Source organism: Mesorhizobium sp. WSM4810 (genome assembly GCF_055811235.1).
This window is the reverse complement of record NZ_JBVVQV010000008.1, coordinates 23,686-48,074: the sequence shown is the minus strand read 5'-3', so window position 1 is coordinate 48,074 and position 24,389 is coordinate 23,686. Positions and strand designations below refer to the sequence as shown.

Below are 24,389 nucleotides of genomic sequence, written 5' to 3'. Positions count from 1 at the left end.
AACGACATGCATAAACAGGAGCAATGCATGTCGCCCAAAGCTGCGCAGCGGTCTTGGGCAACGACATGCATAGCGACAGCAATGCGACGTGACGCGCTTTAACGCCGCCCTTCGCGCACAAACACATGGGCTTCCTTGGCTGCCGCCGTGAATGCCCGCCGCGCAGTCCCAACCGCCCGCCGCTGCTCCATCGCATCCATCATGGCTTTCAAGGCCGCGCGATATTTCGGCCCGCGCTTTTCTTTTGGCCATTTGTCGACCAGAAGCGAGGCCGCCTGGACCGTCCTCGTCACAGAAAGCCGGCGTCCGGTGCGTTCGCTCTCGATCGTCACCGGAACGTCGAATTGTTCATCACGCATTGCCGCCACTCCTCGACTCCAAGGACAGCAACGGCGCAGCCGGATTATTCGTTCCGATAGCGAATGGCGCGATCAATCCCGGTCACAATTCATGGTTACTGAACAGCTTACGTCGCCGGTGTCGTCCGGACAGTGCGCAAGCCAATTGCGGGCCGGGCGATGTGTATTAGCGGCACCGATGGTCGAACACGATCCCCATGGTCCTGCCAATTGCGGTCATGACGATAAGCTCGACCAGTTGGTCGTCGCTGTCCGTACAAGCTGGGCCTGCCCGGCGGATGGTATCTATTGCGGCTCTGGTCGATATGGTGTCGCCGGCGCGGAATTTTGAAAGCGCAGATGAAACAAGTTCATGGGCCGGCAAGTCAACGACAGGCGCTCTCGAAACGATGTCCATTGGCCTCCTCCGCCATGAACTCTCTGCCACGAGAATAATACGCCGAATGGTGGTTTTCGCCAGCGAAATTGTGGTCCGACCAGAGGCCGATCGGACACCAATTGGACTGGGACAGCTAGCTTTTTGCAGGGCTCAGCGCGATGCTGCCGACCTCGATTTCTCTCTGCCCTTCGCAGCTGGCTTGACCCTTATACGCATCGCTCCGCCCTCGGGATGATCGATCTCAAAGGCATTGGTCTTGCGCACGAGATCGCTCAGCTTGCGAAAGCCGAAGGTTCTGGGATCGAAGTCCGAAGCCAGATTGGCGAGCTGATTGCCGACAATGCCGAGCGGCACCCAGCCGTCCTCGGTTCCCATCTGTGAAATGACCCTGGTGATGATCGGCGTCGCGGCGCTGGGCGGCTGCAAGGACTTCGTTGGCGCCGCATCGTTCGCGTTGGCTGGCGCAGTCGGCAGCAGGTTCTCGGTGTATACGAACCGGCGGCATGCCTGCCGGAAACTCTCCGGCGTCTTCTGCTCGCCAAACCCATAAACGTCGATCCCGTGCTCCCTGATGCGAGCGGCAAGGCGGGTGAAATCGCTGTCGGACGACACCAGGCAGAAGCCTTCGAACCGCCCGCTGTGGAGAAGGTCCATGGCGTCGATGACGAGCGTGATGTCGGATGCGTTCTTGCCGGTGGTGTAGGCGAATTGCTGCTGCGGGATGATCGCATGCTTCGACAGCACATCGGCCCATGCCTTTGAGCGGGTGCTGGAGAAATCGCCGTAGATGCGACGAACGCTTGCCTCGCCGATCTTTGCGATCTCCTCGAACAAGCCGTCGGCAATCTTGGCCGAGGTATTGTCCGCGTCGATCAGCACTGCAAGCCGTGGAGAACGTGGTTCGGTTGGCAAGGTGAGCCCCTGTTTTTGGCTGCGCACCAGAGACATATGGTGCAGCGGAGCCATGCGAAACCTCTTTATCGAGATACGGACGTCATCTACTTCTCCAGATACAAGATCATGCCGGCGTGGTGCAGCACACCGTCGATGAACGTTCCGTCCGCGGTAAAGCCGGTGTCGTCCCAGTAGTCGATGTGATTTCCCCGGATCTCATAGCGCCCCTGGTATGCGCTGTCACGGTTCCCACGCGCTTCGTCATAGCGACCATTTGGAAGCAAGTTGTGGCGGATATGGCCATCCGCCGTGACCCACATCCCGACATAGGAGTGGCTTGCCGAAGCTGGGGTAACGGAATTTTGCGCGATATTCATTTGGGCGAGGCCTTTCTGTGCGGATAAGCCGGCCGCGCCGGCAACAAGCACGGCAGCGGCAAGTATGGAAATCTGTTTCATAGAACTACTTGCTGGCTGTCGGCCGGATGACGATCTCGTTCACGTCGACATCGTCCGGCTGTTCGATGGCAAAGCGCACGGCACGGCCGATCGCGTCGGGCTGCAGCGCAATGGCGCGATAGGTCTTCATCGCTTCCACTGCGATCGGATCGGTGATCGTGTCGGCGAGCTCGCTCTCGACCACGCCGGGATGAATGCAGGTGACGCGGATGTTGTCGTGCTCCTGCCGCAAGCCATCGGAGATGGCGCGGACCGCGTATTTGCTTGCGCAATAGACAGCGGCTGTCGGCGATACCGAAAGCGCGCCGATGGAGGCGATGTTGACGACATGGCCGGAGCCTCGGGCCGTCATCTGCGGCAGCACCGCAGCGATGCCGTAGAGCACGCCCTTGATGTTGACGTCGACCATTCGGTCCCATTCATCGACCTTCATCGAGATCATCAGCGACAACGGCATGACGCCGGCATTGTTGACGATCACATCGACGCGTCCCCAGGCCTGGCGCGCCGCATCGGCAAAAGCGGCGACATCGTCGCGGTCGGTCACGTCCAGGCGGCGTGTCATTGCCTCCCCGCCCTTTGCCCTGATCTCTTCTGCGAGCGCGTCCAGCCGACCGGTGCGGCGCGCACCGAGCATGACCTTTGCTCCTGCGGCACCGAGCTCCCGGCCGATGGCGGCGCCAATGCCGCTCGAAGCCCCGGTGATGAGCACGACTTTGTTGGGGGAAAAGTTTGGGTTGAGGGACATGTTCGGTCTCCGTCTGGTTGATTTTGCGAACCGCGATGCAGCGGTTGCCACGAAGATGGATCTGTTTCACTGTAGCGATAAGACGACCATTTGTTTACAGCGTCGAAAGCACAGCTAACCAATGCAGCCGGATCTCAATGCGCTTGCCGTCTTTGCCCTCGTCGCCGAGGAGCGGAGCTTTCGCGCGGCTGCGGACCGGATGGGCGTCACCCGCTCGGCGGTCAGCCAGACGATGAAGCGGCTGGAAGAGACGCTCGGTATCGGGCTGGTCCAGCGCACGACGCGAAGCGTCAGCCTGACCGAGGCTGGCGAACGCCTCTACGCCGAGATAGCGCCCGCCATCGCCGACATGCGCGCCGCAATGGAGAGCACCGGGGACCTGCGCGGGCGTCCGCGCGGGCAGTTGCGGCTCGCCGTCTCGTCGATCGCCGAGCGCTTTCTTTCAGGGCCGTTCCTGGCGACCTTTGCCGAAGCCAATCCGGAGGTCCGGATGGACATCACGGTGACGGACGAGGAATTCGATATCGTCGCCGAGGGATACGATGCCGGCGTCAGGCTCGGCGAGGTGATCGAGCAGGACATGATCGCGGTGCCTGTCGCCGGTGACGAGCGGCAGCTGGCCGCCTGCGCGCCGGCCTATCGTGATCGGTTTGGCGAGCCGTCGCATCCGCAGGAACTCGCGGGCCATCGCTGCATTGGCTGGCGTCGCGCCCCGAAGGTCGCGCCCTATCGTTGGGAATTCGCCGAGGACGGCAAGGAGTTCAGCGTCGCGGTCGCGCCGGCGATCACGACCAACGACATGGCGTTGATGATAAAGCTCGCCATTGCCGGAGCCGGCATCACTTTCGGCATGGAGGAAAGCTTTCGCCCGTGGATCGCTCGGGGCGAACTGGTGCCGGTTCTCGTCGACTATTGCCCGCGCTTTGCCGGCTTCTACCTTTATTATCCGAGCCGTCGCAACGTCGCGCCGAAGCTGCGCGCGCTTGTCGAACACCTGCGGCGTCCTGGCTAGCGTTTTCCACGCGGACGATTGAACCGAAATCGCTTTCCGGCCGCCCGCTTTGGGACGGGAGTCCAGATCGTCAAACTCCGCTGTGCGCACCCGGTATCTCGATGTTGCATTTATATTAGTGTGAGCGCATGTTTTCATCAGCCGGCGCAAGCCGGTTAGGCCCGGCGGCCAGCCGGTCACCCCCAACAGGCTGCCGGGCCGCCTGCAACGGCTTGGGAGGACATGACATGCCGAAAATCTCGGAACTCTTTTTCAAGACAGCGATCGTCTTTCTTATTCTGGGAATTGCAGCCGGCCTGCAAATGGCAATTTCAGGCAATCACGGCGCCTACCCGGCTCACGCACACATCAATCTCCTGGGATGGGTAACAAGTGCAATATTCGGTGGGTATTACGCCCTGAACCCGACAAAAGCCGCCCGCAGTATCGCAATGGTCCATTATGGCGTCTATAATTTTGGCCTGGTGGTGATGTTGCCGGCCCTCTACTTGATGCTGCATGGAAATCCGGCGCTTGAGCCGATCGTCGCCACCGGCTCGATGATCGTCGCTGCCAGCGTGCTCATCTTTGCCTTCGTGGTTTTCTCCGCCGAAACGGCGCGCTCAGTCTCGGGAATGCCTGCGGTTCCACGCTAAACGATGTCAGGATATTGCTGAGCCAGGCCCGCGCCTCTGGCGGAGAAGGCGGGCCGATCGGGTAGTGGGCTGAGAGCGTCTGGCGCTTGCGTAATTAGATAAGCCTAATGCAAATCAGGTCTGGCCGATTGAGTGGGCGCGGCGGTGCACTCGGGTTGGGCGTGCTATTCATCCGATAGATATGTCGATCACGCAAAGGGAGGACGAGATGAGACCGGTTAAGTCATTCGCATTTGCTGCTGTGCTGCTTCTATCGTCTGCATTGTCTGCGGCCGCCCAGTCGGCTCGCGAGGACATCGAAGCGGCGCTGCCGAAATTCACGGACGCCTTCAATAGCGGAAACGCGGCGGCGGTGGGTCAATTGTATACCGAGGACGCTGCCTTGCTGCCGCCCGACGGCAAGCGCGTCGATGGCCGCAAGGGCGTGGAAGAGTTCTGGCAGGGCGCGATCAAAGGCGGGATGAAGAATCTCACCCTTAAGGCGCTGGAAGTGGAAGAGAGCGCGAACCTCGCCTACGAAGTTGGCGCATTTACGCTCGATGCGCCGAGCAAAGACGGCGCCCTCTCCACCCTTGTGGGCAAGTACATCGTCGTCTGGAAAAAGGGCGACGACGGGACATGGCGCCTGCATCGGGACATCTGGAATTTAGGTGCCGCCCAATAGGGATTGAAAATCCAGGCCTCATTGACCGGCTTGGCGAAAGGTGCGGCTGGTTTTTTGCGTTGGAACAAAGGCTTAGGTAGAAAGTTCGGCTTCCGCAGCATTATTTCCTGTGCAGACATGCTGCGAGATCGGCTCGTCCCTCCGATCAGCCCGCGTCCTCTTCCCCACCACGGGGCGCGGGCTTTTCTGCCTATCGTACGGAAATAGCCAATGACCAGCCGGCGATCGGCGGCCCCAGGTCTGAGAGTTTTGTCATCATTGTGCCGGCAATGCCTTCGCGGCAGCGGTCAGAGTTGCCCGATCGTTGCCGTGCTTGCGGATCAGCTCGCGCACCTGCTCCGGCGTGATGTTGTTCTGCAGAGCGAAAAAGTTCACTTCATAATCATCGTCCGCCGATATCTTGTTGCGGTAGCGAAAGTCGCGTTTGCTTTTGTCGTCTGCCATATCGCACGTCCTTTTAGAACTTTATCATATTCACTATGGCTAATATACGCAGCTGACCTAGACTGGGTTCCATGCGTAGGCGGGCAGAGGCCGGCACCGGCCGGCTAGAGTTCATTCCCCCGATGGAGCCCAAGCTGGTGGCCATGCCGCCCGCGGGTGACAACTGGATTCATGAGATCAAGCTGGATGGCTACCGCGCCCAGATCATTATCAACGGCCACGAGGATATCCGCGTCTATACCGAAACCGGTAAGGACTGGACGCGTCAATATCTGGGCATCGTGGAAGCCGCGGGTGAGCTTGAGGTCAAGAACGCCATCATCGACGGCGAGGCGGTCGTCACCGACAAGGCCGGCATGCCCGACTTCAACGCGCTCCAGAACGCGGTCCACAACAATCCCTACGGCATGTACCTGTGCGCATTCGACATTCTGCACCTGAACGGCCATGATCTGCGCGACATCGGCTGCAAGGCACGCCGTGAACTTCTCAGCGGTATCATCAAGCCGCACAGCCGCATTCGGTTCAGCGAGGCCCTGCCTGGTGACGCGCAGTCGCTCTTCCACCTCGTCGAGGAGGTCGAGCTTGAGGGAATTGTCTCGAAGCGCGCCGACAGCAAATATCGCAGCGGCCTGACCTCGAACTGGCTGAAGACCAAGAGCTTCACGGTCGATGAATTCGAACTGCTGGGCGTCGAGCGCCAGCCCGGCGAGGCAGCCTTCGCCCTTTTGGCACAGCCCGGCACCGGGAAATATGTCGGTTCCGCCCTGATCAGCCTGGGCTGCGACATGAAGGAGCGGCTGTTCAAGCGGGTTCGGGAGCACGCCGGGCCGCCGCCAGAGGCCATGAAGAAACGGCCGGGGACACAATGGCTCAGGCCCGGGGTGAAGCTGCGCATCAGGCATCTTCGCGGCGACCACAGCCACATACGCAATGCGTCGCTGCTGGGTTTCGGTGACGAGAGCTAGTGCGCTTTGTCTGCCCCTTTGAGCGACGGGCGCTTCGGCGCCGCAGCCAGAAGGACGTCGTGACCTGGGAGTGGTTCACGCGGCTGGCCAACGACTGGCTGCCCAAACCGCGCATCCTTCATCCTTGGCCGCACCAGCGCCGTCAATTACCCGAGGCAGGAGTTGTATGCGCTAATCGGGCTCGTCGGATTTGTGCGGGGCGCGCTCGGCAATGGGAGTGCCACCGCGATCTGTATTATGTGACGATCGAGCCGCTACGGACATGCCCGGCTGGGCGGCAACCAGGCCGCGAATTGGCCGCCATGCCCCGGTTCAACTACCTGCCGTGGCTCATGCTATCGCTGAGGTGCGTGAAGTATGAAGTATCTGTTGTCTCTGGGCATTGTGCTCTTTTCGGTACCTTTATCGGCATCGGAGATCATCCTGGAGCAGGTCACATTGCGCCGAGGGATGGAAGGCGACACCAGGCAGTCGGGAGCCTTGGACGATCCGAAAACCTACAGCAAAAACAAGGTGTACCGTGAGGAAAAGGCGCTCGCAGCGAACGCTGGCGTCGAGCTAGACCAATTCCTGGATGATTACTATGCGAAAGGATTTCGGAAGGAATCTGGAGCCAACAGAGCAGTACACTACCTGATATTCTACAATTCAATCTCGGCACCACGGTGCAAGAGGGAATATTTGATCCAGCGGGTAAGGCACACCAAAATATACTACAGAAATAATAGAAGGATTGCGGATAAAACAGTCGAGTATCTTGTGGAAGTTTTCAAGCTGAACAACTACGGGCATACCAAACGCGCGGACGGTCACGTTCAGCTTCATTTTCTGGGGGACGTCCAATCGCGAAAGACTGTCGTCGACATCGAGGTCGGTTGCGGCGAGGTGCGCAGCGTGGCCGATGGAATGGCTAGGCCTTTCGAGCAGAAAATCCTGTTTAAAGAGTTGCAGGATTATTCCAGCAAACCCGGCCTCTACGACAAGGTCAGCTTCGAGTTCTCCAGGTCTTACAGCTTTGCTTCGGAATTCGACCGAAATGGACACACGATAACGTTGCCGGATTTTCTCCAGTAACCTTCCTCGAAGTAGATCCGACCTTGCTGCCTTTCTGCCGCCGGACCCGAAGGTTTTTTCCGGTGACAGTGCACCTTATTGCCTTCAGTTCCCGCATTCCACCCGTCGCCCGCTGCCTCACGGTGGCGGGGCCTTTTGATGGGCACACCGGAACCAGAGCTTGGCGATCCGGTTAACTGGATATGCCAAACAAAATCAAAGACCCGCCACCGAAGCCCGCCCCGAAGAAGACACCTGTCCGTCGTCCCGACAAGGAAGCGTCGCCGGAGCCTGAACATGTGGACCCGCCGCCACGAGACGTGCGCGAGGCTCCGGCACCAAATCCAAACGGCGACAGGAAGTCATAACCGCCGCGCAAGAACGACGTAGCGCCTCGCCGCCTCATGACGGCGGCCTTCATTTCGAACCGGAATGACCCCTCAAAAGCAAGCTTTCGCCTGATCTATAGGCAACTACGGTGACAGTGCACTATTTCTTTCCTCGCCTGCTGCGTCCCCATTACGCTGCGTGTTTTCAGTTTTCAGAGGCCCAACCGGCCAGCAGTAGGCGAGGCAAGCAACTGCGGGAACGGATACATTTTTGTCAGCAGACAACGCTGCCCCATTCCATAGCGCCTCTCCGAACTGTTGTTTCGGTGCTATGGTGTTCCTGCATGATCAGACTGCAAGGATATGAGGCATGCCCGAAATCACCCGCCGTACACTTCTTGCGTTCACCGCCGTAGCCTCGGTCGTTGAACCGACGTTTGCTGAAAGGGAAGGTGCCTCGCGCGAATTGCAGGCGCTGATTGGAGCCCATGAGGCGGCCTATGTCGCGCTCCACAGGGTTGTTCATCGAACGGACAGCAGCAGCCACGACCGCAAGAGGGCAGACCGGATTGAAGAGGAAGCATTGCTGGCCATCTGCTCCTATCCTGCGATCAGTCGAGGCGACCGCCGAGCCAAGGCCGAGTACCTGTTAGCCACTGAGGCACGGGGCGAACTTGACCTGGAAGAGCACATGCAGGCCATCCTGCACTCGATGATGCGTGGCTGATACCATTGTCACCGGCAGCCACCGCAATTCGATGGCTCCGGCGAGTTCAATGGAAAGCGGATGGTTCTGCGGCTCTCTTGGACTGCTCGGCCCGACGATGTGGGTGCCCGAACACGTGGGAGAGCATCACATCGAGCCCTTGAGACCGGTTCGAGGTGCAGCCCCCCGGTATCTGCTTACGCGGCGCGTCGTTGAGCGAGGTGGAAACCCGAACGGGCTCGACGAGGCTCGACGGCGGTCACGATGCTGTGGTGGTGATCGCAGTACACGCGGTCAGGCGAAGTTGGCCCAGCACAAAAGCGGTGACCGCCGGGCACTGACCGATCTTCGCGAACCGGGAAGCGGCATTGACAACTGCCCAGCTTGATGAGGGGGACGTCACTTGTTGGCAGTCTGGTATTTTCAGGCATGATGTCTTTCTGGTTCCTAAAGGTTGGCCGTACGTCTCGCCATGATCCAATAGTCTGATTTCCACCGTGGAGGGCAGCGACTGCGTCGGGCGAGTTCATCTCGCTTGGCTGGCTATGGAACACCATGTGGTGTCGGGAACTGCTTCAAGCAATTGCTTGCGGCTAGAAGCCACACCGCCGCTGATGGGTGCGCGAAGCAGGCATCCTTGTCCGTGCCGGTTGACCCCCGGGGAAGCTTGTCCGAAGGCGGGGTGGGTGCGGATTGTGGGGCCCACCACGCTGCGTTCTTTTCGGCTTTTAGGGAACCGGCCAGCAATGCGGATACATTTTGTCAGCAAACGATGTAGTCGCGTCCTAGAGCGCCTCTCCGAAGTGTTGCGCCGGCCGGCCTGTCAGATAGCAAGGATATGACGCATGCCCGAAGTCACCCGCCGTACACTACTTGCGTTCACCGCCGTGGCGTCCGTCGTTGAACCACGTTTGGTGAAGGGGAAACTGCCTGACGCGAATGCAGGCGGAAGCGTCGTTTCGGATGGTTCGAGAATGCGGCAGGCTGTCGCGGATCGGGCCTGCGCAAAGCGCCAACCGAAGGTGCAAGGAAGGTGCAAATAAATTCGACAACGATCGATATTTCTTAGCTAAAACAACCTTTTGGTAGGGAAATGTGGCGGAGAGAGCGGGATTCGAACCCGCGTTACGGTCTCCCGTAAACACACTTTCCAGGCGTGCGCCTTCAACCACTCGGCCACCTCTCCGTCCTGGCATTTTCGCTGCGGCCGGTTTCGCCGCGCGGGTTGGGGAGATGCCGTCTCCTTGTTGGGGGATTCCCGGTCCGGAACTTCGCACCGTAGGCGCCGTCAACCAGCGGACACCTTTTCCCCACACCTGAGCCGTCAAAGCAAAAGGCGCGGGGCTCATCTAGTCGATCCGGTGCCGAATGCCAAGACATAACAGCACTCTATTCGCTTTGTCGGATAGGGATGCACTGTCCATGCCGCCAGCGCTGCTTGGCAAGCCGATCGCCGCGATCGGCGGCGTCGTCTTGGCCGACCGGCGCCTCAGCGGCGAAACCGGCGGCGCAGGTTCAACTTCGCGTGTCGCGATTGCGGATAAAGCGCGCAGATCCTATTTATCAGGCCGATACAGATATTTCTGAAAAGCTTGCGGGGAGGTAGGGTCTGGATGTTCCGCTTCGTCTTCCGTCTTGCCGCAATGGTTGCGCTTTCGGTTTCGGTCATCATGGCGGTGGTCGACGCGACGCGCTCGGTGGCGGCATCCGCCCTCGTCATGACCCCGCTCAACACCAGCTGGCTCGCCGTCTCGCCGGATACGCGGAGCGCCTTCGAAAGCTTCGTCCGCGACAGGCTTGGTCCGCTGCTGTGGGACGGCGCCATCGCCTGGGTGCTCAACCAGCCCGGTTTCGCGGTGTTCGCGGTGCTTGCCTTCATTCTCTACATGATAGGCTACAGGCGGGAGCGGGCGACCGGGCGGTTCGCCTAGACTTGAATTTTCCAGCGTTCCCAACCAAAGAGAAAGGGAGACTGCACATGTTTCTCAGCGACATGCTGAACAAGAAGCTCAACCTGCCGAAGCCTGCCGAGGCGCTGCCGGGCCGCGCCAATCCTATCCCGACGGCATCCAATCACTTCGTCTCGAAGCGGCCGTTGAAGGGGCCCTACCCAGACGGGCTGGAGAAGGCCATGTTCGGGCTGGGCTGCTTCTGGGGTGCAGAACGCCTGTTCTGGCAGGCCGAGGGCGTATGGGTCACGGCCGTCGGCTATGCCGGTGGCGTCACCCCCAATCCGACCTACCAGGAAACCTGCACCGGTTTGACCGGCCATGCCGAAGTCGTGCTGGTCGTCTACGACCCAAAAATCGTGTCCTATGTACAGCTTCTGAAGCTGTTCTGGGAAAGCCACGATCCGACGCAAGGCATGCGCCAGGGCAACGATGTCGGCACCACCTACCGCTCGGCGATCTACACCTTCGGCGATGCGCAATACCAGGCGGCGATCGCCTCGCGCGATGCCTACGAGGCCTCGCTGCGCGGCGCCGGTGGCGGCAAGATCACCACCGAGATCGCTCCGGCACCGGAATTCTACTTCGCCGAGGAAGACCACCAGCAATATCTGGCGAAGAATCCCTACGGCTATTGCAATCTGCAGGGCACCGGCGTCACCTGCGCCATCCCGGCTGCCGTCTCCGCCTGAGGCCTTGGCGGGACAATGATCCCGGCTTTTCCAACAGGTCAAAATTCCGCGTGAATTTTGCTTCGGGCCGTGCCAGATTGGCCCGAAGCGGGAGGAAGACACTCCTGTCTGATGTCGCATGCCTGCCGGAGAACCGGGCAGGCAGGCGGTGCATAACGGAAAAATAACCGACAGGGTGTGGATCACATGAAACGTATCGTTCTCGGCCTCCTGGCCGCAACTGCGATGGTTCTTCCGGCCTTCGCCGCGGACATCCAGCCAGCACTTCTCTACGATCTCGGCGGCAAGTTCGACAAGTCATTCAACGAAGCGTCCTACAACGGCGCCGAAAAGTTCAAGGCCGAAACCGGCATCGCCTATGTGGAATTCGAGGTCTCAAACGCCACCCAGCGCGAGCAGGCGCTGCGCCGTTTCGCCGAGGATGGCCGCAATCCAATCGCCATGGCGGGCTTCTCCTGGGCAGATGCGCTGGAGAAGATCGCCGTCGAGTTTCCCGAGACCAAATTCGCCATCATCGACATGGTCGTCGACAAGCCCAACGTCCGCTCCGTCGTCTACAAGGAGCAGGAAGGCTCCTATCTCGTCGGCGTGATGGCGGCGATGGCCTCGAAGACCAAAAAGGTCGGCTTCATCGGCGGCATGGACATTCCGCTGATCCGCCGATTCGGCTGCGGTTATATCGGCGGCGCCAAGGCGGCCGGCGCGACCGATGTCATCCAGAACATGACCGGCGACACGCCGGCAGCCTGGAACGATCCGGCCAAGGGCGGCGAGATCGCCAAGACGCAGATCGACCAGGGCGCCGACGTGATCTACGCAGCGGCAGGCGGCACCGGTGTCGGCGTGCTGCAGGCAGCGGCCGACGGCGGCAAGCTCGGTATCGGCGTCGATTCCAACCAGAACGGCCTGCAGCCCGGCAAGGTGCTGACCTCGATGGTCAAGCGCGTCGATGTTGCCGTCTACAACACGTTCATGGATGCCAAGAACGACAAGTTCACCGGCGGCATCAACGATCTCGGCCTCAAGGAAGGCGGCGTCGACTATGCCATGGATGACAACAACAAGGCACTTGTCGACGACGCGATGAAGGCCGCGGTCGAAAAGGCCAAGGCCGATATCATCGCCGGTACCATCAAGGTGCACGATTACATGTCGGACAATGCCTGCCCCTATTGACCGCGAGATTGCCGATCTGCTCGACGCCGCCGGGTGAAAACCCGGCGGCTTTTCTTATCCGCAAGCTCACCAGTGCGGCGGCTTGGTCACCGGCACGTCGGGCGCGGCCTGATCCTCCAGCTCCAGGAAGCGGTCGGCCAGCGCATCGAGCTTGCGCTGCATTCGCTCGATCACCTTCCACTGCTCGGCGATCTGGCCGGACAGTTCCTCGATGGTCTTCTCCTGCTCGGCGGCGCGGATTTCCAGCGTCGTCAGCCGGTCGTCGGGCATGGTCATTTGAAATCCTCGATCCAGGCGATTGTGCAGGCTGCGGCCACGTTCGAAATTGACAAGCGCGCGGGGATTTGTCGAGAGTGAACGCTGCTCCGGCAATTGGCACGGGCGGGGCGTCATGCTAGGCGTTTTGACCAAGCGATAAAAATACGATGGGAAAGGCTGCATGGCGCAAGCCGCAATCGAGCTGATCGGCATCAACAAGAGTTTTGGCGCCGTGCGCGCCAATCGCGACATCAATCTGGAGATCGCGCGCGGCACCATCCACGGCATTGTCGGCGAGAACGGCGCCGGCAAGTCGACGCTGATGTCGATCCTTTATGGTTTCTACCAGGCCGACAGCGGCGAGATCCGCGTCGGCGGCCAGCCGGCGTCGATCAAATCGCCCAACGACGCCATCGCGCTCGGCATCGGCATGGTGCATCAGCATTTCATGCTGGTCGACAATTTCACGGTGCTGGAAAACGTCATTCTCGGCGCTGAAAGCGATGCGCTGCTGAAGAAGAGCATCGCCAAGGCGCGGTCCGAGCTGGAACGGCTCGAGCGCGAATATGGGCTGGAGGTCGATCCCGATGCGATCATCGAGGAGTTGCCGGTCGGACTGCAGCAGCGTGTCGAAATCCTCAAGGCGCTGTATCGCGGCGCCGAGATCCTGATTCTCGACGAGCCGACGGGCGTGCTGACGCCCGCAGAAGCCGACCATCTGTTCCGCATCCTCAGGCAGTTGAAGGAGCAGGGTAAAACGATCGTGTTGATCACCCATAAGCTGCGCGAGATCATGGCGATCACCGACACGGTCTCGGTCATGCGCCAGGGCACGATGGTGGCGACACGGGAAACCACGAAGACCACGGTCGGGGAACTGGCCGAGCTGATGGTCGGGCGCCGCGTGCTGCTCAGGGTCGAGAAGGGCGAGGCTGAAGCCGGCGGGGTCAAGCTCGCGGTGAGGAACCTGACGGTGAAGGATTCGCGTGGCGTCACCATGGTGGACGACGTCTCCTTCGATGTGCGCGCCGGCGAGATCGTTGGCATCGCCGGCGTCGCCGGCAACGGGCAATCCGAAATGCTCGAGGCGATTTCCGGCATCAGGCGCGCCGTCTCGGGCTCCGTCATGCTCGACGGCAAGCCGATCGATCTGACCGGGGCCGCCGATCCCGGCGAACTGCGCGACCGCGGCCTCGCCCATGTGCCGGAAGACCGTCATCATGTCGGGCTGGTGCTGGCCTTCGAGGAGAACGAGAATTCGATACTCGGCTATCACGACGATCCGCGATACCTGAAGGGACCGTTCCTCGACATCGACGCGATCCGCGACGACGCGAGGGACAAGATCGCCAAATACGACATCCGCCCGGCGGACTGCCGTCTCAAGACCGCGAATTTCTCCGGCGGCAACCAGCAGAAGATCGTGCTGGCGCGGGAAATGGAACAGGACCCGGGCGTGCTGATCGTCGGCCAGCCGACGCGCGGCGTCGATGTCGGCGCCATCGAATTCATCCACAAGCGGCTCATCGCCATGCGCGATCAGGGCAAGGCGGTGCTGGTGGTGTCGGTCGAGCTCGACGAGATCCGTTCGCTCTCCGACCGCATCCTGGTGATGTTTGCTGGCCGCATCGTCGGCGAGCGCGGCCCCGAGGCGAGCGAAGGCGAGCTTGGACTGCTGATGGCCGGCGTCGAGCACCGGGAGGCGGCGGAATGAGTACGCCTTACGCCAAGCTGCCGGCCTGGGCGGATTACGGGCTGATCCCGGTGATCAATCTCGCCGTTGCCTTCGTCGTCGCCGGCCTCGTCGTGCTTCTGGTCGGCGAAAATCCGTTCCGCGCTGCCGCCGTCCTGATCGAGGGCGCCTTCGGCCGTGGGCAAGGCATTGCGTTCACGCTGTTCTACGCCACCACCTTCATTTTCAGCGGGCTGTCGGTGGCGGTTGCCGCGCATTGCGGCCTGTTCAACATCGGTGGCGAGGGCCAGGGCTATATCGCCGGTCTCGGCATCGGCATCGTCTGCCTGGCCTTCGACAGCGTGCTGCCATGGTGGCTCACCTTTCCGCTGGCGATCATTGCCGCTGCGGCGATGGGGGCGCTGTGGGCGCTGATCCCGGCCTATCTGCAGGCCAGGCGCGGCTCGCACATCGTCATCACCACCATCATGTTCAATTTCATCGCCGCCAGCGTCATGGTCTACGCGCTGGTCGGATTCTTGAAGCCGGCCAATTCGATGGCGCCGCAGACACGCACCTTCCTCGACGGCGCGCAACTGCCGAAGCTCAACTGGGTCATCGAATTGTTCGGCGCCAAGATCCGCTCGGCGCCGTTCAACATCAGCTTCCTGCTGGCGCTGGCCATGGCGTTTCTGGTCTGGATGCTGATCTGGCGCACCAGGCTCGGTTACGAGATGCGCACCTACGGCCACAGCGCGAAAGCGGCGCGCTATGCCGGCATTTCGGAGACCCGCATCATCATCGTCGCCATGATGATTTCGGGCGCGCTGGCCGGCATGATGGCGCTCAACCCGACGATGGGCGACCAGCACAATGTCGCGCTCGAATTCGTTTCGGGCGCCGGTTTCGTCGGCATCGCAGTAGCGCTGATGGGACGCCTGCACCCGGTCGGCATCGTGCTCGCCGCAATATTGTTCGGCATGCTCTACCAGGGCGGCGCCGAGCTCGCCTTCGAGATGCCGGCGATCAGCCGCGACATGATCGTCATCATCCAGGGCCTGGTCATCCTGTTCGCCGGCGCGCTCGAGCACATGTTCCGGCCCTATGTCCAGGCGCTGTTCGCCTCGCTCAGCCCGAGATCTGTCGGCATCGAAGCGATCAAGGGGAAGGGCGCCTGAGATGGATCTGTTCAACGCCATCATCCAGGTTCTGGACTCGACCATCCGCCTGTCGGTGCCGTTGCTGCTCGCCTGCCTCGCCGGCCTCTATTCGGAGCGGGCCGGCATTTTCGACATCGGGCTCGAGGGCAAGATGCTGGTCGGCGCCTTCGCCGGTGCTGCCTCCGCCTCCGTCTTCCATTCCGCCTATATCGGCCTCGGCATGGCCATCCTCATCTCGGTCGCTTTTGCGCTGGTCCACGGCTTTGCCTCGATCACCCATCGCGGCAACCAGATCGTCTCCGGCGTGGCGATCAATTTCATCGCCGCCGGATCGACGATCATGCTCGGCCAGGCCTGGTTCCAGCAAGGTGGACGTACGCCGGCTCTGGCCTCGGACGAGCGGTTCGGGGCGATCGTCTGGCCCGGCGCGGACGCGCTCAGGGGCGTGCCGATCCTCGGACCGATATATTCGGAACTGATCTCCGGTCATTCCGTGCTGGTCTATGTCGCGTTCCTCGCCGTGCCGTTCACCTGGTGGGTGCTGTTCCGCACCCGTTTCGGCTTGCGCATGCGCGCGGTCGGCGAGAACCCGGCCGCGGTCGACACCGCCGGCATCTCGGTCGCCTGGCTGCGCTACCGGGCGCTGATCTGCACCGGCGTGCTCACCGGTATTGCCGGCGCCTATCTGTCGATGGTGCAGAATGGCGGCTTCGTCAAGGACATGACTGCCGGCAAGGGCTACATCGCGCTTGCCGCGCTGATCTTCGCCAAGTGGAAGCCGGTCAACGCCATGTTCGCCTGCCTGTTGTTCGGCTTCCTCGACGCGCTGTCGATCCGCCTGCAGGGCACGCCGCTGCCGCTGATCGGCAAGGTGCCGGTGCAGCTCATGCAGGCGCTGCCCTATATCCTCACCGTCATCCTGCTCGCCGGCTTTATCGGCAAGGCAATTCCGCCGCGCGCCGGCGGCGTGCCCTATGTCAAGGAACGCTAAGCGTGATTTCGAACCGCAGGTCAGCGAAAAGCGGAAGCCGGTTTCCGGACAGGATCATGCAATGGAAAAATATGAGCATGATTTCGAACCGCAGGTCCGCGTCAGCGAAAAGTGGAAGCCGGCTTTCGGACAAGATCATGCAATGGAAAAACAATGTCGCATGATCTGTTCGAAGAGGCCAAGGCCGCCATGGCCAAGGCCTATGCGCCCTATTCGAAATTCCCGGTCGGGGCGGCACTGCGCACCGAGGACGGCCGCGTCTTTACCGGCGCCAACGTCGAGGTCGCGTCCTATCCGGAAGGTTGGTGCGCCGAAACCACCGCGCTCGGCCACTTCATCATGGCCGGCGGCGGCAGGATAACGGAAATCGCTGTCATCGCAGAGCGCATGGCGAAATGCTCGCCCTGCGGCGGCTGCCGGCAGCGGCTGGCCGAATTCTGCCGGCCGGACACCAAACTCTATCTTTGCGACAATGACGGCGTGGTCGAAACCGTGACCATGGGCGAGATGCTGCCCTACGGCTTTCAGGGCGATATGCTGAAATGAAGAGCTTGGTTGAAATGAAGAGCTGGTTGACATGAAGGAAGCGCTTGATCGTCTGGTCGAAAGGCTGGACGGGCTGGCGCCCGCCACCGCGCTGGTGCTGGGTTCGGGCCTTGGCGGGCTTGTCGACCAGGTCGAGGATGCTGTCCGCATTTCCTATGGCGAATTGCCGGGCTTTCCCAGAAGCGGCGTCACCGGCCATGCCGGCGAGGTGGTGGCGGGACGTTTTGCCGGCACGCCTGTGCTGATGCTGTCCGGCCGCGCTCACTACTACGAGCACGGCAACGCGGCGGCGATGCGGCCGGCGCTTGAAGTGCTTGCCGGCCTCGGCATCTCGCAACTGATCCTCACCAATGCCGCCGGCTCGGTCGATCCGGGCATGGGGCCGGGCTCGGTGATGCTGATCACCGACCACATCAATTTCTCGGGTTCCAATCCGCTGATCGGCGAGCCGAGCGACCGCCGCTTCGTCGGCCTGACCGAAGCCTATGATGCCGGTCTTCGCTCAGCGATCGAGACGGCGGCGAAGGCGACGGACACCGCGCTGCACAAGGGCGTCTATATGTGGTTTTCGGGGCCGTGCTTCGAGACGCCCGCCGAGATCCGCATGGCGCGCGTCATGGGCGCCAATGCCGTCGGCATGTCGACCGTGCCGGAGGTCATCCTCGCCCGTTTTCTCGGCCTGCGCGTCGCCGCCTGCTCGGTCATCACCAATCTCGCCGCAGGGATGACAGGGGCGGAGCTTTCGCACCAGGAGACCAAGGACATGGCGCCGATTGGCGGCGCGCGGCTGGCGACGATCCTCCAGCGTGTGTTCCAGGATGGGTTGCCGGAGCGTAAGGTCCCGGCCTGATGCTTCCCCAGGAAATCATCCGCAGCAAGCGCGACGGCCACAAGCTGTCGACGCAGGAGATCGCCAGCTTCATCGAAGGCCTCACCGCCGGCACCGTCTCGGACGGGCAGGTCGGGGCCTTCGCCATGGCGGTGTTCTTCAACGGCATGAGCCGCGACGAGGCGGTGGCGCTGACCCTGGCGATGCGCGATTCCGGCGACGTGCTCGATTGGTCGGACCTGCCGGGCCCGGTCACCGACAAGCATTCGACAGGCGGCGTCGGCGACAATGTCTCGCTGTTGGTGGCGCCGATCGTCGCTGCCTGCGGCGCTTATGTGCCGATGATTTCCGGCCGCGGCCTCGGCCATACCGGCGGCACTCTGGACAAGATGGACGCCATCCCGGGCTATACCAGCCAGCCGGATGTCGCGGGATTCCGCAAGGCAGTGCTCGAAGCCGGCTGCGCCATCATCGGCCAGACCGCCGATCTCGCGCCCGCCGACCGCCGGCTCTATGCGATCCGCGACGTGACGGGAACCGTCGAATCGGTGCCGCTGATCACCGCCTCGATCCTCTCGAAGAAGCTGGCCGCCGGCCTGCAGTCGCTGGTGCTCGACGTAAAGGTCGGCAACGGCGCCTTCATGGAAAAGTCGCGCGACGCAACGACACTGGCGAACAGCCTGGTCGAAGTCGCCACTGGCGCCGGCCTGAAGACCTCGGCGCTGGTCACCGGCATGAACGAGCCGCTGGCCTCGGCAGCCGGCAACGCGGTCGAGGTACGCAATGCCGTCGATTTCCTCACCGGCCGCTTCCGCGACCGGCGCCTGGAGGATGTGACGGTGGCATTGGCCGCAGACATGCTGCAGTCGGCCGGGCTGGTCTCGTCCAACCAGGACGGCATGCGGCGCGCCGCCGAGACGCTTGCCGGCGGCGGTGCCGCCGCCGTCTTCGCGCGCATGGTGGCGGCGCTCGGCGGTCCGGCCGACTTCGTCGAGAACCCGGAAAAACACCTGCCGAGGGCGGCGATGGAGTTTGCGGTCAAGGCGACCGAAAACGGCTTCGTCACCGGTATCTCCACCCGCGACATCGGGCTTGCCGTCGTCGGGCTTGGCGGCGGGCGCATCCGGCCGGACGACAGGATCGACCATGCGGTCGGCATCACCCGGCTGCTGCCTGTCGGCGCGGAGGTGCGGGCCGGCGAGGCGCTGGCGCTGGTCCACGCCCGCAATGCCGGGGATGCCGAGGCGGCCGCCGCCGCCGTGCTTTCGGCCTATTCGATCGGCGCTTCGAAGCCGCCCGCGGAAAAAACCGTCATCCGGCGCATCCTGCCGCGCGGATGAAGTTTTTTTATTGGACCATGATCTTCCGAAAACCGGTTTCCACTTTTCGGGATCATGGTTCACTGGACGAGCAGCAGCGCGCCGTTCTCGACCTGGTATTTTTCCAACCTCTGGAGAAAGCTCAGGCCGATCAAATTGGTGCGCAGCGCCTTGTCGTCGAGCACGACCGCCTGGACGCCGTCGAGCGTGATCTTGCCGATCTGCAGCCGATCGACGGTCACCAGCGCAGCCTTGATCGCGCCGTTGGCGGTGTTGACCTGGTGCTTGAAATCCGACGCGTTCAGCGAAACGCCGATCCTGCGCGCCGTCGAACTGTTGATGGCGACCAGCGTTGCGCCGGTGTCGATCATGCCGTCGACCGTTCGACCGTTGAGCTTGAACGCCGACGTGAAATGCCCGCGCGCGTCAGCCGGGATCACGACCTTGCGGCCGAGCGGCTGCGCCGGCCTGTCGGGAACCGTGGCCAGGTTCAGGTCCGTTTCGACCGCCGGGCTGGCCCCGACCGCCGATTTCAGCAGGCCTTCGAGCATCTGCGGATTCGACTGGTAGAGCATCGGGAACGACGCCGATGCTACGGCGAGCACGCCAAGGATGAGAAGATTGCGCAGCATGGACCGGCCTTCGTGAAGACCCATGCTTATCGCGGCATGGTGTTTGCCGCTTTAACAGATGCAGAAAGCGGTCGTTTGCGTAAACGATCGGTAAACGAGCGGCGCCACGGTCATTTGGTCCCGTACATGCGGTCGCCAGCATCGCCGAGGCCTGGCATGATGTAGCCCTTCTCGTTGAGCTGGCGGTCGATGGAAGCGGTGAAGACCGGGACATCGGGATGCGCCTTGATGAAGCGATCGAGGCCTTCTGGCGCCGCGAGCAGGCAGAGGAAGCGGATGTTGGTGGCGCCGCGCCCCTTCAACTTGTCGATCGCCGCGATCGCCGAATTGGCGGTCGCCAGCATCGGATCGACGACGATCACCAGCCGGTCGGCGAGATCGCTCGGCGCCTTGAAGAAATATTCGACCGCTTCCAGCGTTTCGTGGTCGCGGTAGAGACCGATATGGGCGACGCGCGCCGCCGGCACCAGGTCGAGCAAACCCTCGAGCAGGCCGTTGCCGGCGCGCAGTACTGAGGCGAAGACCAGCTTCTTGCCCTCCAGCGTCGGCGCTTCCATCGTCTCGATCGGCGTTTCGATCGTCGTCGTCGTCAATTCGAGGTTGCGGGTGACCTCGTAGCCGAGCAGCAGCGAGATCTCGCGCAGCAGCCGCCGGAAGCCGGCCGTCGAAGTTTCCTTCTTGCGCATGATGGTCAGCTTGTGCTGGACAAGCGGGTGGTCGACGACGGTGACGCCCTGCATGGTGGTCTCCTAGCTGCGCAGGTGAAAAGTGAGTAGTGAATGGTGAATAGTGAATAGTGAACAGGTTTGCGAGTCCTTGGTTCAGCGGAGAACTCGCGGTTGACGGACCGAAGCGCCGGGTGGACCATTCACCATTCACCATTCACCATTCACCATTCACCTGCCCTTGACGTCGAGCCGGCCCAGCAGCATTGCCTTGGTCTTCCTGTCGACGAAGGCGGCGTCGATGGCGGTTCTGGTGACGGAGGCGAGCGCCTTGTCGTTCATCGAAAAATGCTCGGCGGCAATGTCGTATTCGCGCTTCAGCGACGTCCGGAAATAGGGCGGATCGTCGGAGTTAAGCGTCACCTTGCAGCCTGCCGCCAACAGGGCCGGAAAAGGGTGATCGGCGAAACTGTCGAACACCCTTAGCGCGATGTTGGAGCTCGGACAGCATTCGAGCACGACGCCTTCATCGGCGATGCGACGGACAAGGTCGGGGTTTTCGATGGCGCGCACGCCATGGCCGATGCGAGCGGGGCGGATGTGATCGAGCGCGGCCTTGACGCTCTCCCAGCCCATCAGTTCGCCGGCATGGACGGTGATGCCAAGGCCGGCCTCGCGGGCGATTTCGAAGGCCCTGACATAGTCCTCCAGATCGCCCATCCGCTCGTCGCCGGCGACGCCGAAGCCGGCGACCAGCGGATGCCCGCAGCGGGCGGCGAAGCGCGCCGCCTGCTCGATCGATTCGACGCCGGCATTGCGCACGCCGGTGACGATCATGCGGCCCTCGATGCCGGTCTTGGCCTTGGCGCGCGCCATGCCTTCGCCGAGCGCGTCCGTATAGGCCCTGGGCGACAGCCCGGCCTTCCCGGCGTGGTCCGGCGAGGTGAAGATCTCGGAATAGATGGCGCCGTCGCGGGCGAGGCTGGTCAGATAATGATCGGCCAGCCGGGCATAATCCTCTTCGGTGCGGAACAGGTCGGCGGAGAAGTCATAGGCGGCGAGGAAGGAGGTGAAATCGTGCCAGACGAAAGAGCCGTCCTGAATGTAGGGCGAGGCGTCCTTGCCGTATTTCTGCGCCTGGCGGATGACGAGTTCGGGCGCCGCTGCCCCTTCGATATGGCAGTGCAGTTCCGCTTTCAAAGGCATGCAATCATCCCATCAGGTCAGTCCAGGACATGGAGCCATAAGCGTGATCCCACGACCGGGAAGCGCGGCCGAACACCGCGCCTTAAACAATAGCGTCGGCACCATCGATCGGCTATGGTCCCGCCGGTTTTATGGCGGATCAAAAATAATGTCGGTTGAGAGAACCACGGCCGTTGGCGGCATGGAAACCTCCTATGGTTTCAAGCGCGTAGGGGCAGGCGAGAAGCAGTCCCTGGTCAACGACGTTTTCCACAAGGTGGCGAACCGCTACGATCTGATGAACGACCTGATGTCGGGCGGCCTGCATCGGCTGTGGAAGGACGCCATGGTCACATGGCTCAATCCACCGAAACGACCGGGCTGGAGCGTTCTCGACGTTGCCGGCGGCACCGGCGACATCGCCTTCCGCATCGTCGAGGCGAGCGGCAGGAACGCCCATGCGACGGTTCTCGACATCAACGGCTCAATGCTCGCCGTCGGCCGCGACCGGGCCGAGAAAAAGGGCCTGACTGATAACACCGATTTCGTCGGGGCCAATGCCGAGGAGCTGCCTTTCGCTGAGGCCAGTTTCGACGCCTACACGATCGCGTTCGGCATTCGCAACGTGCCGCGCATCGATGTGGCGCTTGCCGAAGCCTATCGCGTGCTGAAACCCGGTGGGCGCTTTCTCTGCCTCGAATTTTCCGAGGTCGACATGCCGCTGCTCGACAGGGTCTACGAGGCGTGGTCGTTCAACGCCATCCCCAGGATCGGCAAGGCGGTGACCGGCGAAAACGAACCCTATTCCTATCTGGTCGAATCGATCCGCAAATTTCCCAATCAGCAGAATTTTGCCGCGATGATTTCCCGCGCCGGTTTTGACCGCGTGTCTTTTCGCAATTATGCCGGCGGCATAGCTGCGCTTCATTCGGGCTGGAAGCTTTGAGGCTGGCCCGTATTTTTTATACGCGACCTGCCCTTCGCCGGTCTAGAAAACCGGCAGGACAAGCGCAGTCATGAGCAGCGTCGGCGCTGGTTTCAGGCTCGTACGGGCCGGCTGGGTGCTGGTCCGCGAAGGCGTCGTCGCGGCGTTGCCGGGCGATGAGCTGTTCGGCCTGCCGAAATTCGGCTGGCGGGTGGCACGGCTGTTCACCCGCCGCCGCGCGCTTGCCTATGAACGTGGCGATCGGCTGGCCAAGGCCGTCGTCCGGCTCGGCCCATCCTATGTCAAGCTCGGCCAGTTCCTGGCGACACGGCCCGATGTCGTCGGCAACGACATAGCGCTCGATCTCGCCATGCTGCAGGACAAGATGCAGACATTTCCGCAGGCCGAGGCCATTGCGGCGATAGAGGCCTCGCTCGGGCGCAAGGTCGGCGAGCTCTACGCCAGTTTCGGCGAGGCGGTCGCCGCGGCCTCGATCGCTCAGGTCCATACCGCCGAAACCTTGCAGAACGGCGTCGGTTCGCGGGTGGCGGTGAAGGTGATCCGGCCGGGCGTGCGGCGCCGTTTCTTCCGCGATCTCGAAAGCTATTTCCTCGCCGCCCGTCTCCAGGAAAAATACATCCCGTCGTCGCGCCGGCTGCGGCCGGTCGAGGTGACCCAGACGCTGGCGCAGACCACCAAGATCGAGATGGATCTGAGGCTTGAGGCGGCAGCGCTTTCGGAGCTCGGCGAAAACACCAGGGACGATCCCGGCTTTCGCGTGCCGACGGTCGATTGGGAACGCACCGGCCGCGACGTGCTGACCATGGAATGGGTCGACGGCATCAAGATGAACGACATTGCCGGCCTGACTGCCGCCGGCCACGATCTGAAGGCGATCGCCGCCAATCTGGTCCAGTCGTTCCTGCGCCATACGCTGCGCGACGGTTTCTTCCACGCCGACATGCATCCGGGAAACCTGTTCGTCGAGCCCGATGGCACCATCGTCGCTGTCGATCTCGGCATTGCCGGCCGGCTCGGCAAGAAGGAGCGCCGGTTCCTCGCCGAAATTCTCTACGGCTTCATCACCCGTGACTATCTGCGCGTCGCCGAAGTGCATTTCGAGGCCGGCTACGTGCCGCGCCTGCATAACGTCGCGGCATTCGCCCAGGCGATCCGCGCCATCGGCGAGCCGATCCACGGCCAGCCGGCCGAAACCATCTCGATGGCCAAGCTCTTGGCGCTTCTGTTCGAGGTCACCGACCTCTTCGACATGGCGACACGGTCCGAACTGGTGCTGCTGCAAAAGACCATGGTGGTGGTCGAGGGCGTTGCCCGCACGCTCGACCCGGCATTCAACATGTGGAAGACGTCAGAACCGGTGGTCGGAGGCTGGATATCAGGCAATCTCGGCCCGCGTGCCCTGCTGGCCGACGCACGCGACGGCGCCAGCGCGTTGCTGGCGCTGGCCCGCCAGGCGCCGGACCTCGTCGCCCGCACCGAGCGGCTGTCGCGCGAGATCGATCTGATGGCCGAACACGGGCTGCGTTTCGATGAAAGGACGGCGCACGCCATCGGCAAGGCCGAGGCGCGCCACACCCGCTCAGGCAGGCTGGCGCTGTGGGTGATCGCGCTGACGCTGGTCTTTATCGCCTCGAAGCTGCTCTGACTGCAAGCAATGACAGCAGTGCTGTCATTGCAGTCATGCTCCGGTGTCGCTATATTAGGTTCGCGGGAGCGCGAT

26 protein-coding genes and 1 tRNA gene are annotated in these 24,389 nt (G+C 62.1%); 17 read left to right on the top strand and 10 right to left on the bottom strand.

The window, feature by feature from the left end; all coding sequences use genetic code 11:
• Window positions 1-98: 98 nt before the first annotated feature.
• From AC0L3O_RS14195 to AC0L3O_RS14180, 4 genes are all read right to left on the bottom strand, one after another.
• Window positions 99-359 (bottom strand): DUF982 domain-containing protein, encoded by a 261-nt coding sequence (locus tag AC0L3O_RS14195; RefSeq protein ID WP_287230391.1) that lies wholly within the window; start codon window positions 357-359, stop codon window positions 99-101.
• Window positions 360-888: 529 nt separating this feature from the next.
• A complete protein-coding gene (locus AC0L3O_RS14190) occupies window positions 889-1,650 on the bottom strand; it encodes an NYN domain-containing protein (protein WP_091595693.1) in 762 nt (253 codons plus the stop codon).
• A gap of 86 nt (window positions 1,651-1,736) precedes the next feature.
• Window positions 1,737-2,009, bottom strand: a complete 273-nt coding sequence (locus tag AC0L3O_RS14185) for an Atu4866 domain-containing protein (protein ID WP_473535476.1) — start codon at window positions 2,007-2,009, stop codon at window positions 1,737-1,739.
• 85 nt (window positions 2,010-2,094) lie between these two features.
• Window positions 2,095-2,838, bottom strand: a complete 744-nt coding sequence (locus AC0L3O_RS14180) for an SDR family oxidoreductase (protein ID WP_473535393.1) — start codon at window positions 2,836-2,838, stop codon at window positions 2,095-2,097.
• 121 nt (window positions 2,839-2,959) lie between these two features.
• Here AC0L3O_RS14180 and AC0L3O_RS14175 point away from each other — a divergent pair, with 121 nt between their 5' ends.
• From AC0L3O_RS14175 to AC0L3O_RS14165, 3 genes are all read left to right on the top strand, one after another.
• On the top strand, window positions 2,960-3,850 hold the full coding sequence (locus tag AC0L3O_RS14175; RefSeq protein WP_287295534.1) for a LysR family transcriptional regulator: 891 nt from the start codon (window positions 2,960-2,962) through the stop codon (window positions 3,848-3,850).
• A 227-nt stretch (window positions 3,851-4,077) separates the two neighbouring features.
• Window positions 4,078-4,485, top strand: a complete 408-nt coding sequence (locus AC0L3O_RS14170) for a hypothetical protein (RefSeq protein ID WP_128173515.1) — start codon at window positions 4,078-4,080, stop codon at window positions 4,483-4,485.
• 208 nt (window positions 4,486-4,693) lie between these two features.
• Window positions 4,694-5,149, top strand: a complete 456-nt coding sequence (locus AC0L3O_RS14165) for a YybH family protein (RefSeq protein WP_236392813.1) — start codon at window positions 4,694-4,696, stop codon at window positions 5,147-5,149.
• 255 nt (window positions 5,150-5,404) lie between these two features.
• Here AC0L3O_RS14165 and AC0L3O_RS14160 read toward each other — a convergent pair whose 3' ends face one another.
• A complete protein-coding gene (locus AC0L3O_RS14160; protein WP_287230387.1) occupies window positions 5,405-5,593 on the bottom strand; it encodes a DUF3606 domain-containing protein in 189 nt (62 codons plus the stop codon).
• Between the two features lie 71 nt (window positions 5,594-5,664).
• Here AC0L3O_RS14160 and AC0L3O_RS14155 point away from each other — a divergent pair, with 71 nt between their 5' ends.
• The 3 genes from AC0L3O_RS14155 to AC0L3O_RS14145 all read left to right on the top strand — a co-directional run bounded on the left by AC0L3O_RS14155 (window position 5,665) and on the right by AC0L3O_RS14145 (window position 8,670).
• On the top strand, window positions 5,665-6,561 hold the full coding sequence (locus AC0L3O_RS14155) for an ATP-dependent DNA ligase (protein WP_473481005.1): 897 nt from the start codon (window positions 5,665-5,667) through the stop codon (window positions 6,559-6,561).
• Between the two features lie 357 nt (window positions 6,562-6,918).
• The gene (locus tag AC0L3O_RS14150) at window positions 6,919-7,635 is read left to right on the top strand and encodes a hypothetical protein (protein WP_287230423.1); all 717 of its coding nucleotides are present in this window, start codon (window positions 6,919-6,921) and stop codon (window positions 7,633-7,635) included.
• A gap of 678 nt (window positions 7,636-8,313) precedes the next feature.
• On the top strand, window positions 8,314-8,670 hold the full coding sequence (locus AC0L3O_RS14145) for a hypothetical protein (protein WP_473615872.1): 357 nt from the start codon (window positions 8,314-8,316) through the stop codon (window positions 8,668-8,670).
• Between the two features lie 1,075 nt (window positions 8,671-9,745).
• On the opposite strand, the gene AC0L3O_RS14140 is transcribed toward AC0L3O_RS14145, so the two are convergent.
• Window positions 9,746-9,835: transfer RNA gene (locus AC0L3O_RS14140), tRNA-Ser, on the bottom strand.
• Between the two features lie 427 nt (window positions 9,836-10,262).
• Here AC0L3O_RS14140 and AC0L3O_RS14135 point away from each other — a divergent pair.
• From AC0L3O_RS14135 to AC0L3O_RS14125, 3 genes are all read left to right on the top strand, one after another.
• Window positions 10,263-10,580 (top strand): hypothetical protein, encoded by a 318-nt coding sequence (locus tag AC0L3O_RS14135; protein ID WP_287230361.1) that lies wholly within the window; start codon window positions 10,263-10,265, stop codon window positions 10,578-10,580.
• A 47-nt stretch (window positions 10,581-10,627) separates the two neighbouring features.
• The gene (gene msrA / locus AC0L3O_RS14130) at window positions 10,628-11,290 is read left to right on the top strand and encodes a peptide-methionine (S)-S-oxide reductase MsrA (RefSeq protein WP_473615870.1); all 663 of its coding nucleotides are present in this window, start codon (window positions 10,628-10,630) and stop codon (window positions 11,288-11,290) included.
• A 186-nt stretch (window positions 11,291-11,476) separates the two neighbouring features.
• Complete coding sequence (locus tag AC0L3O_RS14125; RefSeq protein WP_473615869.1) at window positions 11,477-12,466, top strand: BMP family lipoprotein; 990 nt, start codon at window positions 11,477-11,479, stop codon at window positions 12,464-12,466.
• A gap of 66 nt (window positions 12,467-12,532) precedes the next feature.
• Here the strand turns inward: AC0L3O_RS14125 and AC0L3O_RS14120 are convergent, their stop codons facing one another.
• Window positions 12,533-12,742, bottom strand: a complete 210-nt coding sequence (locus AC0L3O_RS14120) for a SlyX family protein (protein ID WP_128247401.1) — start codon at window positions 12,740-12,742, stop codon at window positions 12,533-12,535.
• Window positions 12,743-12,905: 163 nt separating this feature from the next.
• Between AC0L3O_RS14120 and AC0L3O_RS14115 the strand changes: the two genes are divergently transcribed.
• From AC0L3O_RS14115 to deoA, 6 genes are all read left to right on the top strand, one after another.
• Window positions 12,906-14,438 (top strand): ABC transporter ATP-binding protein, encoded by a 1,533-nt coding sequence (locus AC0L3O_RS14115; protein ID WP_287222401.1) that lies wholly within the window; start codon window positions 12,906-12,908, stop codon window positions 14,436-14,438.
• Entirely contained in the window at window positions 14,435-15,574 is a 1,140-nt protein-coding gene (locus tag AC0L3O_RS14110) for an ABC transporter permease (RefSeq protein WP_287064698.1), read from the top strand. Before AC0L3O_RS14115 ends, AC0L3O_RS14110 begins: the two co-directional genes overlap by 4 nt.
• 1 nt (window position 15,575) lies before the next feature.
• Window positions 15,576-16,547 (top strand): ABC transporter permease, encoded by a 972-nt coding sequence (locus AC0L3O_RS14105; protein WP_023797500.1) that lies wholly within the window; start codon window positions 15,576-15,578, stop codon window positions 16,545-16,547.
• A gap of 153 nt (window positions 16,548-16,700) precedes the next feature.
• Window positions 16,701-17,093, top strand: a complete 393-nt coding sequence (cdd, locus tag AC0L3O_RS14100) for a cytidine deaminase (protein ID WP_287064696.1) — start codon at window positions 16,701-16,703, stop codon at window positions 17,091-17,093.
• Window positions 17,094-17,124: 31 nt separating this feature from the next.
• Window positions 17,125-17,943: a purine-nucleoside phosphorylase gene (locus tag AC0L3O_RS14095; RefSeq protein WP_473535388.1), complete on the top strand. Its 819-nt coding sequence runs from the start codon at window positions 17,125-17,127 to the stop codon at window positions 17,941-17,943.
• Window positions 17,943-19,262: a thymidine phosphorylase gene (gene deoA, locus AC0L3O_RS14090; RefSeq protein WP_287230354.1), complete on the top strand. Its 1,320-nt coding sequence runs from the start codon at window positions 17,943-17,945 to the stop codon at window positions 19,260-19,262. The genes AC0L3O_RS14095 and deoA overlap by 1 nt, the downstream gene beginning before the upstream one ends.
• Before the next feature lie 59 nt (window positions 19,263-19,321).
• Here the strand turns inward: deoA and AC0L3O_RS14085 are convergent, their stop codons facing one another.
• From AC0L3O_RS14085 to AC0L3O_RS14075, 3 genes are all read right to left on the bottom strand, one after another.
• A complete protein-coding gene (locus AC0L3O_RS14085) occupies window positions 19,322-19,873 on the bottom strand; it encodes a TIGR02281 family clan AA aspartic protease (RefSeq protein WP_473535387.1) in 552 nt (183 codons plus the stop codon).
• Between the two features lie 110 nt (window positions 19,874-19,983).
• On the bottom strand, window positions 19,984-20,613 hold the full coding sequence (gene upp / locus AC0L3O_RS14080; protein WP_023797505.1) for a uracil phosphoribosyltransferase: 630 nt from the start codon (window positions 20,611-20,613) through the stop codon (window positions 19,984-19,986).
• 156 nt (window positions 20,614-20,769) lie between these two features.
• Window positions 20,770-21,744: an adenosine deaminase gene (locus AC0L3O_RS14075; protein WP_473615867.1), complete on the bottom strand. Its 975-nt coding sequence runs from the start codon at window positions 21,742-21,744 to the stop codon at window positions 20,770-20,772.
• 148 nt (window positions 21,745-21,892) lie between these two features.
• On the opposite strand from AC0L3O_RS14075, the gene ubiE reads away from it, so the two are divergent.
• On the top strand, window positions 21,893-22,669 hold the full coding sequence (gene ubiE, locus AC0L3O_RS14070) for a bifunctional demethylmenaquinone methyltransferase/2-methoxy-6-polyprenyl-1,4-benzoquinol methylase UbiE (RefSeq protein WP_473615866.1): 777 nt from the start codon (window positions 21,893-21,895) through the stop codon (window positions 22,667-22,669).
• A gap of 70 nt (window positions 22,670-22,739) precedes the next feature.
• A complete protein-coding gene (ubiB, locus tag AC0L3O_RS14065) occupies window positions 22,740-24,314 on the top strand; it encodes a 2-polyprenylphenol 6-hydroxylase (RefSeq protein WP_473535385.1) in 1,575 nt (524 codons plus the stop codon).
• The last annotated feature ends 75 nt before the right edge of the window (window positions 24,315-24,389 follow it).

What these genes read in the sequence shown, in the direction of transcription:
- AC0L3O_RS14195 (WP_287230391.1), bottom strand. Translation starts at nt 359, where the DNA reads ATGCGTGATGAACAATTCGACGTTCCGGTGACGATCGAGAGCGAACGC.
- AC0L3O_RS14185 (WP_473535476.1), bottom strand. Translation starts at nt 2,009, where the DNA reads ATGAATATCGCGCAAAATTCCGTTACCCCAGCTTCGGCAAGCCACTCC.
- AC0L3O_RS14180 (WP_473535393.1), bottom strand. Translation starts at nt 2,838, where the DNA reads ATGTCCCTCAACCCAAACTTTTCCCCCAACAAAGTCGTGCTCATCACC.
- AC0L3O_RS14175 (WP_287295534.1), top strand. Translation starts at nt 2,960, where the DNA reads ATGCAGCCGGATCTCAATGCGCTTGCCGTCTTTGCCCTCGTCGCCGAG.
- AC0L3O_RS14170 (WP_128173515.1), top strand. Translation starts at nt 4,078, where the DNA reads ATGCCGAAAATCTCGGAACTCTTTTTCAAGACAGCGATCGTCTTTCTT.
- AC0L3O_RS14165 (WP_236392813.1), top strand. Translation starts at nt 4,694, where the DNA reads ATGAGACCGGTTAAGTCATTCGCATTTGCTGCTGTGCTGCTTCTATCG.
- AC0L3O_RS14160 (WP_287230387.1), bottom strand. Translation starts at nt 5,593, where the DNA reads ATGGCAGACGACAAAAGCAAACGCGACTTTCGCTACCGCAACAAGATA.
- AC0L3O_RS14155 (WP_473481005.1), top strand. Translation starts at nt 5,665, where the DNA reads ATGCGTAGGCGGGCAGAGGCCGGCACCGGCCGGCTAGAGTTCATTCCC.
- AC0L3O_RS14150 (WP_287230423.1), top strand. Translation starts at nt 6,919, where the DNA reads ATGAAGTATCTGTTGTCTCTGGGCATTGTGCTCTTTTCGGTACCTTTA.
- AC0L3O_RS14145 (WP_473615872.1), top strand. Translation starts at nt 8,314, where the DNA reads ATGCCCGAAATCACCCGCCGTACACTTCTTGCGTTCACCGCCGTAGCC.
- AC0L3O_RS14135 (WP_287230361.1), top strand. Translation starts at nt 10,263, where the DNA reads ATGTTCCGCTTCGTCTTCCGTCTTGCCGCAATGGTTGCGCTTTCGGTT.
- msrA (WP_473615870.1), top strand. Translation starts at nt 10,628, where the DNA reads ATGTTTCTCAGCGACATGCTGAACAAGAAGCTCAACCTGCCGAAGCCT.
- AC0L3O_RS14125 (WP_473615869.1), top strand. Translation starts at nt 11,477, where the DNA reads ATGAAACGTATCGTTCTCGGCCTCCTGGCCGCAACTGCGATGGTTCTT.
- AC0L3O_RS14120 (WP_128247401.1), bottom strand. Translation starts at nt 12,742, where the DNA reads ATGACCATGCCCGACGACCGGCTGACGACGCTGGAAATCCGCGCCGCC.
- AC0L3O_RS14115 (WP_287222401.1), top strand. Translation starts at nt 12,906, where the DNA reads ATGGCGCAAGCCGCAATCGAGCTGATCGGCATCAACAAGAGTTTTGGC.
- AC0L3O_RS14110 (WP_287064698.1), top strand. Translation starts at nt 14,435, where the DNA reads ATGAGTACGCCTTACGCCAAGCTGCCGGCCTGGGCGGATTACGGGCTG.
- AC0L3O_RS14105 (WP_023797500.1), top strand. Translation starts at nt 15,576, where the DNA reads ATGGATCTGTTCAACGCCATCATCCAGGTTCTGGACTCGACCATCCGC.
- cdd (WP_287064696.1), top strand. Translation starts at nt 16,701, where the DNA reads ATGTCGCATGATCTGTTCGAAGAGGCCAAGGCCGCCATGGCCAAGGCC.
- AC0L3O_RS14095 (WP_473535388.1), top strand. Translation starts at nt 17,125, where the DNA reads ATGAAGGAAGCGCTTGATCGTCTGGTCGAAAGGCTGGACGGGCTGGCG.
- deoA (WP_287230354.1), top strand. Translation starts at nt 17,943, where the DNA reads ATGCTTCCCCAGGAAATCATCCGCAGCAAGCGCGACGGCCACAAGCTG.
- AC0L3O_RS14085 (WP_473535387.1), bottom strand. Translation starts at nt 19,873, where the DNA reads ATGCTGCGCAATCTTCTCATCCTTGGCGTGCTCGCCGTAGCATCGGCG.
- upp (WP_023797505.1), bottom strand. Translation starts at nt 20,613, where the DNA reads ATGCAGGGCGTCACCGTCGTCGACCACCCGCTTGTCCAGCACAAGCTG.
- AC0L3O_RS14075 (WP_473615867.1), bottom strand. Translation starts at nt 21,744, where the DNA reads ATGCCTTTGAAAGCGGAACTGCACTGCCATATCGAAGGGGCAGCGGCG.
- ubiE (WP_473615866.1), top strand. Translation starts at nt 21,893, where the DNA reads ATGTCGGTTGAGAGAACCACGGCCGTTGGCGGCATGGAAACCTCCTAT.
- ubiB (WP_473535385.1), top strand. Translation starts at nt 22,740, where the DNA reads ATGAGCAGCGTCGGCGCTGGTTTCAGGCTCGTACGGGCCGGCTGGGTG.